This is a genomic window from Polaromonas sp. SP1 (assembly GCF_003711205.1).
Lineage (GTDB): Bacteria > Pseudomonadota > Gammaproteobacteria > Burkholderiales > Burkholderiaceae_C > Polaromonas.
The window spans coordinates 602,045-615,906 of record NZ_CP031013.1 but is presented as its reverse complement, the minus strand read 5'-3'; the positions used below and the strand labels follow the sequence as shown (position 1 = coordinate 615,906).

The following is a 13,862-nucleotide window of genomic DNA, read 5'->3' as shown; positions in this document are numbered from 1 at the left end:
GCATGCGGCATCTACAAGACCAAACCGTGTTGATCCTGGGCCTGGGTGCGTCCGGCCTGGCCATGGCGCGCTGGTGCGTGCGCCACGGGGCCCATGTGACGGTCGCCGACACACGGGAAGCGCCGCCCTTGCTCGCCACGCTGCAGGAGGAACTGCCGGGCGTGGCCTTTGCCGGCGGCGCCTTTACCCCGGAACTGGTGCAAGGCACTGCGGTGCGTGCCGTTTATCGCTCGCCCGGACTGACGCCCGACACCATCGCCCCCGTGGCCGATGCCGCGCGCGCCATGGGCTTGCCGGTGGGTGGCGAGCTGGATCTTTTCGCACGCGCGCTGGCGGACCTGCGTGAGCCGCCCGCCGCCGAAGCGGCCGAAGAGCCTGCTGAAGCCGTTGCGGCGCCCGAGCCGACGGCAGAAGCGCCCTTGCCCGATGCGCCTGATGCGATTGAAGCCGTTGACGAAGCCGGCGTGACCGATGCCGCCGACGCAGGCGACGCGGCTGACACACCCGAAGGCGAAGCCGCTTTGGCAGCCGATACCTCCGGCGACCTGCAAGAGGCGGCCGTGGCCGCACCGGACGCTGCTGGTGATGCACCGGTGCCGGATGAAACCGGCGAAGGTGTTGTGACGCCTGAGCTGCTGGGTCTTGTGCCGCCGGAGAAACCTGTCGGCTACCGCCCCGCCGTGCTCGCCATTACAGGTACCAACGGCAAAACCACGGTGACCTCGTTGCTCGGCCAGCTGGTGCAGCGCGCCGGAAAAACCGTCGCCGTCGCCGGCAACATCGGTCCCACGCTGCTGGACACCCTGTCGGCCCATATGGACGCCGAAACCCTGCCGCAGGTCTGGGTGCTGGAGCTGTCCAGCTTCCAGCTGGCCGACGTGCAGGATTTTGACCCGACGGCCGCCGTGGTGCTCAACATCACGCAAGACCACCTCGACTGGCACGGCAACATGGACGCCTACGCCGCGGCGAAAGCCAAAGTCTTCGGCGCCAGCACCTTCATGCTGCTCAACCGCGACGATGAGCGCGTGATGGCCATGCTGCCGCCGCCTGTCAAGGTGCGGTTGAAGCCGCCGCAGGTTCGTCCCCATGCCACGTTCGGTGCGGGCGAACCGCAACGCCCCGGCGACTACGGCATTGAAACCGTCAACGGCATGACCTGGCTGGTGCGGGCGGCCGAGGCGGATGAGACCATCAAGCGCCGCAAGGACGAAGAGGTCGAGCTGCATGTGCAGCGCCTGATGCCCATCGAGGCCTTGCGCATTCGCGGACGCCATAACGCCACCAATGCGCTGGCCGCACTGGGCCTGGCCGTGGCTGCCGGGTGCAACCTGGCGCCCATGCTGCACGGCTTGCGTGAATACCGCGGCGAGCCGCACCGTGTGGAGTCGGTGGCCATCATCAACGACGTCGAGTACTTTGACGACAGCAAGGGCACCAATGTGGGCGCCACCGTGGCGGCGCTGACGGGGCTGGGCCTGGAGCGCAAGCTGGTGCTCATTCTCGGCGGCGAAGGCAAGGGGCAGGATTTCTCGCCGCTGGCCGACCCGGTGCTGCGCCATGTACGGGCTGTGGTGTTGATCGGGCGTGATGCGCCCCTGATCAAGGAAGTGCTGCCGCGCAATATCCCGGTGTTCGACGCCGCGTCGATGGAAGAGGCCGTCACCCTGGCCGCACAACAGGCGACCACCGGCGATGCCGTGCTGATGTCGCCGGCCTGCGCCAGCTTTGACATGTTCGACAACTACGAACATCGCGCCCGTGTGTTTTGTGACGCGGTGCAGGCGTTGGCCCGGGAACAGGGGGCCGTGCTGTGACAGCTGCTGCGCGCATCTCGGGCTGGTTCTCCGGCTTCGGCAAGGCTGCCGCCGATGTGCTGCCGGTGCGGCTGGGCGGGCAAAGCCTGTCGCGAACGCTGGCCAAGCCGCCTGTGCGCATGGCCGGCTTCGACCAGGGGCTGCTCTGGGTCACGGTCGCCTTGCTGATGTTCGGCCTGGTGATGGTGTATTCCGCTTCCATCGCCATGCCCGACAACCCCAAGTTCGCACGCTATGCGCACACACATTTCCTGATGCGCCACATGCTGTCGCTGGTGGTGGCCTTCGTCGTGGCCGTCCTGGCTTTCCAGGTGCCGCTGGCAACCTGGGAAAAAATGGCGCCTTGGCTGTTTGTCATCTCGTTGCTGCTGCTGATTTTGGTGCTGGTGCCCTTTATCGGCAAGGGCGTCAACGGCGCCCGCCGCTGGATCTCGCTGGGCATCATGAACTTCCAGCCTTCCGAGCTGGCGAAGTTCGCGGTGCTGCTGTATGCGGCCGACTACATGGTGCGCAAGATGGAAGTGAAGGAGCGCTTCTTCCGCGCCGTCATGCCCATGGCAATCGCCATTGCCATCGTGGGTCTGCTGTTGCTGGCCGAGCCCGACATGGGCGCCTTCATGGTGATTTCGGTCATTGCCATGGGCATCCTTTTCCTGGGCGGCGTCAATGCCCGCATGTTCTTTGTCATCGCCACCGTGGTGGTGGTCGCGTTCGGGCTCATGGTGATGCTCAGCGAATGGCGGCGCGAGCGGATTTTTGCCTACCTCGACCCCTGGAGCGACAAATACTCCATGGGCAAGGGCTACCAGTTGTCGCATTCGCTGATCGCCTTCGGGCGTGGCGAAATTTTTGGCGTGGGCCTGGGCGGCAGCATTGAAAAGCTGCACTGGCTGCCCGAAGCGCACACCGATTTCCTGATGGCCGTGATCGGCGAAGAGTTTGGGCTGCTCGGCGTGCTGACAGTGATCGGGATGTTCATGTGGATGACCCGCCGCATCATGCACATCGGCCGTCAGTCGATCGCGCTGGACCGGCTCTTTGCCGGCCTGGTGGCGCAGGGCGTCGGTATCTGGATGGGCTTCCAGACCTTCATCAACATCGGCGTGAACCTGGGCGCCTTGCCGACCAAGGGACTGACCTTGCCGCTCATGAGCTACGGCGGCTCGGCCATCCTGATGAACCTGATTGCGTTGGCGGTCGTGTTGCGGATTGATTACGAGAACCGCATGCTCATGAGAGGGGGCCGCGCATGAGTGGACAGCGCTGCGCTCTTGTCATGGCTGGTGGTACTGGTGGCCACATCTTCCCGGGCCTGGCCGTGGCCGAGGCCCTGCGCGAACGCGGCTGGCGTGTGCACTGGCTGGGTGGGCGCGGCAGTGAGCAGCGCCCCAGCATGGAAAGCCAGCTGGTGCCGCCGCGCGGCTTCGCTTTCGAGACCATTGATTTTTCCGGCGTGCGCGGCAAAGGCCCCGCCACGCTGGTGTTCCTGCCTTTGCGCCTGCTCAAGGCCTTCTGGCAAAGCATCCAGGTGGTGCGCCGCGTCAAGCCCGACGTGGTGGTGGGCCTGGGCGGCTACATCAGCTTTCCGGCCGGCATGATGAGCGTGCTGCTGGGCAAGCCGCTGGTGCTGCATGAGCAGAACTCGGTGGCGGGAATGGTCAACAAGGTGCTGGCCGGCGTCGCTGACCGCGTCTTTACCGCCTTCCCGAATGTGTTCCGCAAAGCCGAATGGGTGGGCAACCCCTTGCGTCCGGCCTTTCTTGGGCAGCCCGGCCCGGCAGAGCGTTTTGCCGGCCGCACCGGTCCCTTGAAGTTGCTGGTGGTCGGCGGCAGCCTGGGCGCGCGTGGGTTGAACGACCTCGTGCCCAAAGCCCTCGCACTGATTCCCGAAGGCGAACGTCCGCAGGTCCTCCACCAAAGCGGTGCCCATCAGATTGACGAGTTGCGCGCCAACTACGCTGCGGCCGGCGTGCAGGCCGAACTCACGCCCTTTATTGAAGACACCGCGCAGGCTTTCGCCGATGCCGACCTCATCATCTGCCGCTCCGGCGCCAGCACGGTGACCGAGATCGCCGCCGTTGGCGCCGCGGCGCTGTTTGTGCCTTTTCCGGCCGCGGTTGACGACCACCAGACCACCAACGCGAAGTTTCTGGTCGACCAGGGCGGCGGCTGGCTCATCCAGCAGCGCGACCTGACACCCGGGCGGCTCGCTGAAATGCTACAAAAAACAGAGCGCCATGTGCTTATGCAGCATGGGCTACAGGCCAAAACAATGCAAAAAACAGATGCCACGGCTCGCGTCGTAGCCGCTTGCGAGGAGCTAGTCCAATGAAACGGGGAAATCGGATGTGCGTGAGTGCCTGCCAGGGTCGCAATCTAGGCGCCGCGCGCAGCCGGGTTGACCACCCGGCGAGCACGGCAACAACGAGTGCGGCCCTGGCAGGCACTCACCCGAAGGGCCGGGTCAATGCGTGGCGCATGGCCGCGTTGCGGCCCTTGCCAAGGCGTGCAGCCTTGGCGGCGGGCCACGCCTTGCCCTGCATCCCCGCATTGGCCCGGCGCACATTCGATTTCCCCGTTTCATTGGACTGACCATGAAACACGCCATCAAGAACATTCACTTCATCGGCCTGGGCGGCTCCGGCATGTCCGGCATCGCCGAGGTGCTGCACAACCTGGGCTACGTGATTTCCGGCTCCGACCTGTCGGACAGCGCGACGCTGCGCCGCCTGGCCAAGCTCGGGATCAAGACCTTCGTCGGCCATGCGGCCGGTAACCTGGCCGACGTCGATGCGGTGGTGACTTCCACCGCCGTGCAGGCCGACAACCCCGAAGTGCTGGCCGCGCGTGAAAAGCGCATTCCTGTGGTGCCGCGCGCACTCATGCTCGCCGAACTGATGCGCCTGAAGCAGGGCATCGCCATTGCAGGGACACACGGCAAAACCACAACCACCAGCCTGGTAGCCAGCGTGCTGGCCGAGGGCGGGCTGGACCCGACCTTTGTCATCGGCGGGCGCCTCAACAGTGCAGGCGCCAATGCCAAGCTGGGCTCTGGCGACTACATCGTGGTCGAGGCCGACGAGTCCGACGCCTCCTTCCTCAATCTTCTGCCTGTGATGGCGGTCGTCACCAACATCGACGCCGACCACATGGAAACCTACGGCCACGATTTCGGCAACCTCAAGAAAGCCTTTGTCGACTTCCTGCACCGCATGCCGTTTTACGGCACGGCGATCTTGTGCACCGACGACCCGGCCGTGCGCGAGATCGTGCCGCAGGTGTCTTGCCCCATCACCAGCTACGGCTTTGGCGAAGACGCGCAGGTGCGCGCCGTCAATGTGCGGCCGGTGGGCGCACAAATGCATTTCACGGCGCAGCGGCGCAACGGTGTCACGCTGCCCGACATGGAGGTGGTGCTCAACCTGGCCGGCGAGCACAACGTGCTCAATGCGCTCTCGGCCATTGCGATTGCGGTCGAACTCAATGTGCCTGACGCCGCCGTGCAAAAAGCCCTGGCCGAATTCCGCGGCGTGGGCCGGCGTTTCCAGAGCTACGGCGACCTGCCGGCCAAGGGCGGCGGGCATTTCACTGTGATCGAAGACTATGGCCACCATCCCGTGGAGATGGCCGCCACGCTGGCCGCGGCGCGCGGCGCCTTCCCCGGCCGCCGCCTGGTGCTGGCCTTCCAGCCGCACCGCTACACCCGCACACGCGACTGCTTTGAAGACTTCGTCAAGGTCATAGGCAACGCCGACGCGGTACTGCTGTCGGAGGTGTATGCCGCCGGCGAAGCGCCCATCGTGGCGGCCGACGGCCGTTCGCTGGCGCGCGCGCTGCGTGTAGGCGGCAAGGTGGAGCCCGTTTTTGTGGATGAGATCGAGGCCATGCCGCAGGCCATCCTGGACAACGCTTTGGATGGCGATGTGGTGATGTGCATGGGCGCCGGATCGATTGGCCAGGTGCCCGCCAAAGTCGTTGAAATGCTGGAGCCGGCAGGAGCCAGAACATGAAAGAGAACACCGTGAACTTTGGAAAAGTCGCCGTTCTGATGGGGGGGGCGTCGGCGGAACGCGAAGTCTCGCTGATGTCGGGCAATGGCGTGCTGAAGGCGCTTCGCTCGCGCGGCGTGGACGCCCACGCCTTTGACCCCGCCGAGCGCGACCTGAGCGAGCTGAAGAAAGACGGCTTCGAGCGCTGCTTCATCGCATTGCACGGCCGTTTCGGCGAAGACGGCACGGTGCAGGGCGCACTCGAGCTGCTGGGCATTCCCTACACCGGCTCAGGCGTCATGGCCTCCAGCATGGCCATCGACAAGGTCATGACCAAGCGCGTGATGATTTCCGAAGGGCTGCCGACGCCCCAATACCGCCTGCTGCGCCGTGGCACCTATGGCGCCGCCGACATCGCTGCGTTGCCGGATGCACTCGGCCTGCCGCTGATCGTCAAGCCGGCACGCGAAGGCTCGTCCATCGGGCTGACCAAGGTGACGGAGCGTTCGGGCATGGCCGAGGCCGTGGCGCAGGCCGAAAAACTCGATGCCGATGTGCTGTGCGAACAGTTCATCAGCGGCGACGAAGTGACCTGCCCGGTGCTGGGCACCGGCGCCCAGGCGCGCGCGCTGCCCGTCATCCGCATTGTGGCGCCGGACGGCAACTATGACTACCAGAACAAATACTTCACCGACAGCACGCAGTACATCGTGCCCTGCGGCCTGCCCGAAGGCGAAGAGGCCGTCATCCAGCAGCTGGTGCTGGATACCTTCCGGATCCTCAATTGCCGTGGCTGGGGCCGCGCCGACGTGATGATCGACAAGGTCACGCGCAAGCCCTACCTGCTGGAGATCAACACCTCGCCCGGCATGACGGGCCATTCGCTGGTGCCCATGTCCGCGCGCGCGGCCGGCATTTCGTATGAAGACCTCTGCGTCCAGGTGCTGCAGACCGCCTCGCTCGATCACCAAAAGCACGGAGGAGGCGCAACTTGAGCCGAACCATGCCCCTTTCCACGCCCTTGCCGCTGGACGTCAAACTGATGAACACCCTCACGGTGGTCTTCAGCCTGGCGTTTGCCGCCATGGTTGTGGCGCTGGGTGTGGCGTGGCTGATGCGGCAGTCCCTGTTCAGCCTGAGCGCGATTCGCGTGCAGGGCGATTTGATCCACAACAACGCCGTCACCCTGCGCGCCAATGTGGCGCCCCGGCTGGCGGGCAACTTTTTCACGGTCGACCTGGGCGCCACGCGCGCGGTGTTCGAGTCGGTGCCCTGGGTGCGCCGGGCGCTGGTGCAGCGTGAGTTTCCCAACCGGCTCAAAGTCGTGCTGCAGGAGCACAAGCCGGTGGCCTTCTGGGGCGCCGAGGGCGAGGCCCGGCTGGTCAACAGTTTTGGCGAAGTCTTCGATGCCAACCAGGGCGATGTCGAGGCTGAGGACTTGCCCCTGCTCAATGGCCCACCAGGGCAGGCGGCACTGGTGCTTCAGGCCTACCAGGTGCTGTCGCCCCTGTTCGACGACATGGACGCAACGCTGGAGGAGCTCCAGCTGTCGGGGCAAGGCGGCTGGCGTGCGCAACTGGATACCGGCGCCGTGATTGAACTGGGGCACGGGTCCCTGGACGAAATACAGGCGCGCACGCGGCGCTTTATCGCCACGATGACGCAGGTCTCATCCAGGTACGGGCGTGAGCTGGAGTCGGCCGATTTGCGTTACGGCAACGGCTATGCGGTCAGGCTCAAGGGCGTCACCACGGGAAACCCCGCTGACAAAGACGACGGAAAGAAAAAAAGGTAAATAGATATGGCCAAGGAATACAAAGATCTGGTGGTCGGGCTGGACATCGGAACCAGCAAGGTCATGGCGGTGGTGGCCGAGGTCATGCCGGGCGGCGAGCTCAAGCTCGCAGGCCTGGGCATTGCGGCGAGCAACGGCCTGAAGCGCGGCGTGGTGGTCAACATCGATGCCACGGTGCAAAGCATCCAGCAGGCGCTGAAAGAGGCCGAGCTGATGGCCGATTGCAAGATCGCGCGTGTCTACACCGGCATCACCGGCAGCCACATCCGCGGCATCAACTCCAGCGGCATGGTCGCGGTGAAAGACAAGGAAGTCACGCAGGCCGACGTGGCGCGGGTGATCGAGACGGCCAAGGCCATCAACATCTCGACCGACCAGCGCCTGCTGCTGGTGGAACCGCAAGAGTTTGTCATCGACGGCCAGGACGTGCGCGAACCCATCGGCATGAGCGGCATTCGCCTCGAGGCCAAGGTGCACATCGTCACCGGCGCGCAAAGCGCGGCTGAAAACATCATCAAGTGCGTGCGGCGCTGCGGGCTGGAGGTCGACCAGCTGATGCTCAACCCGCTGGCGTCGAGCCTGTCGGTGCTGACACAGGACGAGCAGGAGCTCGGTGTGGCGCTGGTCGATATCGGCGCCGGCACCACCGACGTCGCCATCTTTACCGGTGGCGCCATCCGGCACACGGCGGTGATCCCGATTGCCGGCGACCTGATCACCAGCGATATCGCCATGGCGCTGCGCACCCCCACCAAGGATGCCGAAGACATCAAGGTCGAAAGCGGTTATGCCAAGCAGCTGCTGGCCGACCCGGACACGCAGGTGGAAGTCCCGGGCCTGGGCGACCGCGGCCCGCGCATGCTGAGCAAACAGGCGCTGGCCGGTGTGATCGAGCCGCGCATTGAAGAAATTTTCTCGCTGGTCCAGCAGGTGATCCGTGAGTCCGGGTACGAAGAAGTTCTCTCTTCAGGCATCGTCATCACGGGCGGCAGCGCGGTCATGCCCGGCATGGTCGAGCTTGGCGAAGACATCTTCCTCAAGCCGGTTCGGCGCGGCATACCGCGTTATTCGAGCGCTTTGTCCGACATGGTGGCCCAGGCGAGAGCGGCTACTGTCATGGGCCTGCTCGAGGAAGCCCGGCTGGCGCGCATGCGGGGCTACAAGGTGTCGCAAAAAGCGGGCAGCGTGCACAACGCATTCGGCCGGGTCAAAGACTGGTTTGTGGGGAACTTCTGACCATGAAAACCTATTCCACTTTTATCGGCAGGCCTTCGCGTTGTATGCATTCAGGCGGGGCGGACCCCCCTGCGTGACGACGCCATGTCAAGCATAAGTACAAATTTCCAACTATTGGCAACTGCAGTTTATTGATTAGGAGGCTCCCAATGAGCATCGAAATGATTGAAATCGAAGAGTTCAACCAGGGCACGCAGATCAAGGTGATCGGCGTGGGCGGCGGCGGCGGCAACGCGGTCGGGCACATGATCGAATGCGGCGTGCAAGGCGTCGAGTTCATCTGCGCCAACACCGACGCACAGGCGCTCAGCCGCGGCAGCGCGCACAAGACCATCCAGCTGGGCAACAGCGGCTTGGGCGCGGGCAGCAAGCCCGACAAGGGCCGTGACGCGGCCGAACTGGCGGCGGACGACATTCGCAGCGCGATTGACGGCGCGCACATGCTGTTCATCACCGCCGGCATGGGCGGCGGCACGGGCACCGGCGCGGCGCCGGTGATCGCGCGCATCGCGAAAGAAATGGGCATCCTCACCGTCGGTGTGGTGACCAAGCCTTTCGAGTTTGAAGGCGGCCGCCGCATGACCAATGCCGACCTCGGCCTGGCCGAGCTGGAAGCGAACGTCGATTCGCTGATCGTGGTGCTGAACGAGAAGCTGCTCGAAGTGCTGGGCGACGACGTCACGCAGGACGAGGCGTTTGCCCATGCCAACGACGTGCTGAAAAACGCCGTGGGCGGCATTGCCGAGATCATCAATGTTCCCGGCCATGTGAACGTCGACTTTGAAGACGTGCGCACCGTGATGGGCGAGCCCGGCAAGGCCATGATGGGCACGGCCAAGGCCAATGGCCCCGACCGCGCGCGCATCGCTGCCGAACAAGCCGTGGCTTGCCCGCTGCTCGAAGGCATCGACCTGTCGGGCGCCAAGGGCGTGCTGGTGCTGATCTCGGCCGCCAAGGGCTCGCTCAAGCTGAGCGAATCCAAGCTGGCGATGAACACCATCCGCGCTTACGCTTCGCCGGATGCGCATGTGATCTACGGCACGGCTTATGACGACGAGCTGGGCGACGACATCCGCGTGACCGTGGTCGCGACGGGTTTGTCGCGCCAGGGCGTGCGCCGCCATGCGCCGCCGCTGCAGGTGCTGCGCACCGGTACTGACAACGTGCCGTTTAATGTGCCTACGTTGAATGCGACGGCAGGCACTGCTGGTGGTGCACCGCAGATGGCCACGGGATCGGCCCAGCCTGACTACGGGAATATGTCGGTGCCTAGCGTCTGGCGTACCAACCGGACGCAGGCGGCTGCGAAGGTGGATGCGCTGGCTTCTGGCGGGATGGACGATTTCGAGATTCCCGCCTTCCTCCGCAAACAAGCCGATTAACCTGGCCCCCACGCTTGTCGCTTCGCGTACTGCGCTGCCCCCCGAGGGGGCTGCCCCGCCTTGGGGCGGCCCGGCGGCGGGGCGGATGTAAAGCTACTGCGCGTCCCGATCTTGCGCTTGCGGTGCTCGCCGTACCCGAGTACGGTTCCGCTCCTCTACGCAACCTCAGCCCGCTCGCTACGCTTTCCGTTCGACCAATCGCTTTGGGTAGTGGGCCGGGTGCTCGTCGCTGAGGCCGCAGGGTCGTGAGGTCGCCCAATGCACTCTGCCTATGCCCGGCATTGCTATCCCCTACCCTTGAAATGGCTTTGCGCCACCTAAAATAGACACCATGCTTGCCCAAAGAACCCTTAAGTCACTGACCAAAGCCGTGGGCGTGGGCCTGCACAGTGGGCAGCGGGTGGAGTTGACTTTGCGGCCTGCGGCGCCGGACACGGGGATTGTGTTTCGCCGGGTGGATTTGCCGCAGCCGGTGGACATCGTGATCTCTGCGCAGTCGGTGACGGACACGCGGCTGGCGTCGACGATCTCGAGCGGCAGCGCCAAGGTGCACACGGTTGAGCATTTGATGTCGGCCTGTGCGGGCCTGGGCATCGACAACCTGTATGTGGACATCACGGCTGAAGAAGTGCCGATCCTGGATGGCTCGGCTTCGTCGTTCGTGTTTTTGCTGCAGTCGGCGGGCATTGCACTGCAGGCTGCGCCCAAACGTTTTATCCGTGTGATCAAGCCGGTGGAGGTGCGCGAAGGCGAGGGCGCCAACACCAAGTGGGCGCGCCTGAGTCCTTACGAAGGCTACAAGCTCAGCTTTGAAATTGATTTTGACCACCCGGCGGTGGACTCGACCGGCCAGCGCGTGGAGTTCGACATGGGCTCGGGCGTTTACACGCGCGACATCGCCAGGGCCCGCACCTTCGGCTTTACCAAAGACGTGGAAATGATGCGTGCCAACGGCCTGGCGCTGGGCGGCGGGCTGGACAACGCCATCGTGATGGACGACTACAAGGTACTCAACAGCGACGGCCTGCGCTACAACGACGAGTTCGTGAAGCACAAGATCCTCGACGCCATGGGCGACCTGTATTTGCTGGGCAAGCCGATGCTGGCGGCCTACAGCGCGTTCCGCTCCGGCCACGCGATGAACAACAAGCTGCTGCGCGAATTGCTGGCGCACAAGGACGCCTACGAGGTCGTGACCTTCGAGGACGAGAAAAAAGCGCCGCAGGGTTTTGCGACGCTGGCGCGCGCCTGGTAGCCTGCGAGTAAGCAAAATCACCCATGGCAGTTTTCCGCGTCGCTATTTTCCTGCTGCTTTTTGTGTCGGCTGGATTTTTTGCGGCCTACGCGCTGACGTCGAAGGACCGCTATAAACGTGTGGGGCTGACCCTCCTCATCTGGACGCTGGTTGCCGCCTTCGTCTTTTTTGCGATATTGATACTTGATCGTGTGTAGTCAGTCTGCCGCAGCATCTCAGCGCAGTTAACGCCGTGATTCGCTGCAACAAATTTACCCGGGGGACTGCGGTGAAAGGATTGGCCGCTATCGTCTTGGTGTGTGTTGCCGGCCTTTGCCATGCCGCCGATATATGACGCTGGGTGGACGAGCATGGCCGCACGCACGTCGCCGATTCTGTTCCGGAACGCTATAAGGCCGTCGCGACCAAAATCAACTCCGGGAAGTTTCAGGTGCCCGAAAGCGAGCGTGCGACGGCTGCCGCACGTGCTGCCAGGGATCGCGATCGGCTGGCCGCCCTGGAGGCCGAACGAATTCGTGACGAGGCCGCCCGGCTCCCGCCTGCCAGTCCAGGATCTGCTGCTCCTGGTTCAGCAGGCCAGTCTTCTAAAGGTCAAACAGGAACGGAATGCGACGCCTTATGGCGCGCGTACTATGAAGCCAGGAATGCTTCGCACCTTTTCAGATGCCTCGCGGGGTCAAAAGAAGAGGCGTTTCAGCAATGCAAGACTGTCTTGAATCCCTCCGATCGCTGTGGCCCGGCAAAAAATACCGGACGCTAACGCCTTTGCTGAGATGCGGGCGCTCAAGGTAAAAATCTATCGGCTTCGACCACCCCGGTAATTTCCCGTCATTGGCGCGCCCGTGCCGCTGGCCTGCGCCAGCCGCGCCATCGCGCTGCCCACATGGGCGTGGGTAATTGCCAGGCCCAGCGCATCGGCCGCATCCTTGCCGGGCAGCGAGGGCAGCTTTAGCAGCCGCATCACCATCTCCTGCACCTCGGCCTTGCCGGCCTTGCCGTAGCCGGCCACGGCTTTTTTGAGCTGCAGCGCAGTGTATTCAGCCACCGAAAGTTCGCGTGACACCAGCGCGGTGATGCAGGCCCCGCGCGCCTGGCCCAGCAGCAGCGTCGCCTGCGGGTTGACGTTGACAAAAATGATTTCGACCGAGGCGGCGTCGGGCTGGTAGCGCTCGACCACCTCGCACACACCTTCAAAAAGCACCTTGAGCCGGCCCGGCAGATCGGCGCGCTCCAGGTGGGTGGTCTTGATGGTGCCGCTGGCCACGTAGCGCAGGTGTTGGCCATCCACATCGACCACGCCGAAGCCGGACGTCTGCAGGCCGGGGTCTATGCCTAGGATGCGCATCTGCTATGAATTTTGTAGCTACTGGTCAAGGTACAGTAAGGGCTAGAGGCCAAAATACCATCGAACCGAGTGGAAGAAGATCGGTGCGCCGAAGCACAGCGCATCGACCCTGTCGAGCAGTCCGCTGGCGCCCGTGACGCCCACGCCGCGCTTGCCCCAGTTGGGAATGCCGCGGTCGCGCTTGAGGGCCTTCATCACCAGGTGCCCGAGCGAGCCCGACACGCAGGCGATGAAAGCCATGGCGACGGCCTGCGCGGGCTTGAAGGGTGTGAGGCCCGCCAGCAGGCCGCCCAGCAGGCTGGCCACGACCACGGCGATCAGCCAGCTGGTCCAGTTAAAACTCTTGCTCACATTGGGCGCACTGGGCGGGCGCTGCAGCTTGCGGCCCACCAGGTGCTCCACGATCATGCAGGTCTGCACCACAAACACCAGGAAGAACACCAGGAAGGCGTTCTTGCCGTCGTAGTTGGGAAACTTCAGCAGCAGCAGGGCCGGCACGTGGCTGATGCCGTAGACGCAGACCATGATGCCCCACTGCAGCTTGGCGTTGCGCTCCAGGAAGCGCTGCGGGTCGTCGGCCAGTGCGCTCACCACCGGGATCGCCAGGAACACGTACACCGGAATGAACACGGTGACCAAATCAAAGCGCCGCGTGATCACCAGCGCGAACTGCACCGGCAGCACCACAAAAAACGCCAGCACCAGGCTGCGGTGGTCGCCCTGGCGGGTGGGGGAGAGCGTGATGAACTCGCGCAGCGCAAAAAACGCCACCACGGCGAACAGCACCGTGGCCACGGTCTCGCCCAGCGTCCAGCCTATCCAGAACACCGTCGACATCAGCCAGGAGGTGCGCAGCAGGCCGTTGAATTCCTTGAGCTTGTCGGTGTGCAGGTCGTCCTCGTGCGTGTCCTTGAGCGACATCACAAAGGCCACCGCGCTGATGATGGCCAGCACGCCGAAGACCAGCACAAACAGCAGGCCGACCTGGTGCGAGGGGGAAAGGTTGCGCAAGAAGGTGTTCATCAGGAATCCGGGCCTTGGGG

12 protein-coding genes are annotated in these 13,862 nt (G+C 64.2%); 10 read left to right on the top strand and 2 right to left on the bottom strand.

All coding sequences use genetic code 11. The annotated features are described in order from the left end of the window. Window positions 1-2 precede the first annotated feature (2 nt). The 10 genes from murD (at window position 3) to DT070_RS21205 (ending at window position 11,671) form a co-directional block, all read left to right on the top strand. The gene (gene murD, locus DT070_RS02915; protein WP_122954055.1) at window positions 3-1,817 is read left to right on the top strand and encodes a UDP-N-acetylmuramoyl-L-alanine--D-glutamate ligase; all 1,815 of its coding nucleotides are present in this window, start codon (window positions 3-5) and stop codon (window positions 1,815-1,817) included. Beyond that, window positions 1,814-3,070, top strand: coding sequence for a putative lipid II flippase FtsW (gene ftsW, locus DT070_RS02910; protein WP_122954054.1), 1,257 nt, complete (start codon window positions 1,814-1,816; stop codon window positions 3,068-3,070). Before murD ends, ftsW begins: the two co-directional genes overlap by 4 nt. Next, a complete protein-coding gene (gene murG, locus DT070_RS02905) occupies window positions 3,067-4,149 on the top strand; it encodes an undecaprenyldiphospho-muramoylpentapeptide beta-N-acetylglucosaminyltransferase (protein ID WP_122954053.1) in 1,083 nt (360 codons plus the stop codon). Before ftsW ends, murG begins: the two co-directional genes overlap by 4 nt. Before the next feature lie 262 nt (window positions 4,150-4,411). Further along, window positions 4,412-5,827, top strand: a complete 1,416-nt coding sequence (gene murC / locus DT070_RS02900; RefSeq protein WP_122954052.1) for a UDP-N-acetylmuramate--L-alanine ligase — start codon at window positions 4,412-4,414, stop codon at window positions 5,825-5,827. Further along, on the top strand, window positions 5,824-6,801 hold the full coding sequence (locus tag DT070_RS02895) for a D-alanine--D-alanine ligase (RefSeq protein WP_122954051.1): 978 nt from the start codon (window positions 5,824-5,826) through the stop codon (window positions 6,799-6,801). The genes murC and DT070_RS02895 overlap by 4 nt, the downstream gene beginning before the upstream one ends. A gap of 8 nt (window positions 6,802-6,809) precedes the next feature. Then, window positions 6,810-7,601 (top strand): cell division protein FtsQ/DivIB, encoded by a 792-nt coding sequence (locus DT070_RS02890; protein WP_122954050.1) that lies wholly within the window; start codon window positions 6,810-6,812, stop codon window positions 7,599-7,601. 6 nt (window positions 7,602-7,607) lie between these two features. Next, window positions 7,608-8,837: a cell division protein FtsA gene (gene ftsA, locus DT070_RS02885; RefSeq protein WP_092131935.1), complete on the top strand. Its 1,230-nt coding sequence runs from the start codon at window positions 7,608-7,610 to the stop codon at window positions 8,835-8,837. Window positions 8,838-8,986: 149 nt separating this feature from the next. After that, the gene (gene ftsZ, locus DT070_RS02880) at window positions 8,987-10,219 is read left to right on the top strand and encodes a cell division protein FtsZ (RefSeq protein ID WP_122954049.1); all 1,233 of its coding nucleotides are present in this window, start codon (window positions 8,987-8,989) and stop codon (window positions 10,217-10,219) included. 331 nt (window positions 10,220-10,550) lie between these two features. Next, entirely contained in the window at window positions 10,551-11,474 is a 924-nt protein-coding gene (gene lpxC, locus DT070_RS02875) for a UDP-3-O-acyl-N-acetylglucosamine deacetylase (protein WP_122954048.1), read from the top strand. 23 nt (window positions 11,475-11,497) lie between these two features. After that, entirely contained in the window at window positions 11,498-11,671 is a 174-nt protein-coding gene (locus DT070_RS21205) for a hypothetical protein (protein WP_164483706.1), read from the top strand. Between the two features lie 599 nt (window positions 11,672-12,270). Here the strand turns inward: DT070_RS21205 and ruvC are convergent. Together ruvC and DT070_RS02865 are read right to left on the bottom strand one after the other, a co-directional pair. Further along, window positions 12,271-12,819, bottom strand: coding sequence for a crossover junction endodeoxyribonuclease RuvC (gene ruvC / locus DT070_RS02870; protein WP_122954047.1), 549 nt, complete (start codon window positions 12,817-12,819; stop codon window positions 12,271-12,273). 42 nt (window positions 12,820-12,861) lie between these two features. Beyond that, on the bottom strand, window positions 12,862-13,842 hold the full coding sequence (locus DT070_RS02865; protein ID WP_122954046.1) for a phosphatidate cytidylyltransferase: 981 nt from the start codon (window positions 13,840-13,842) through the stop codon (window positions 12,862-12,864). Between the last annotated feature and the right edge of the window lie 20 nt (window positions 13,843-13,862).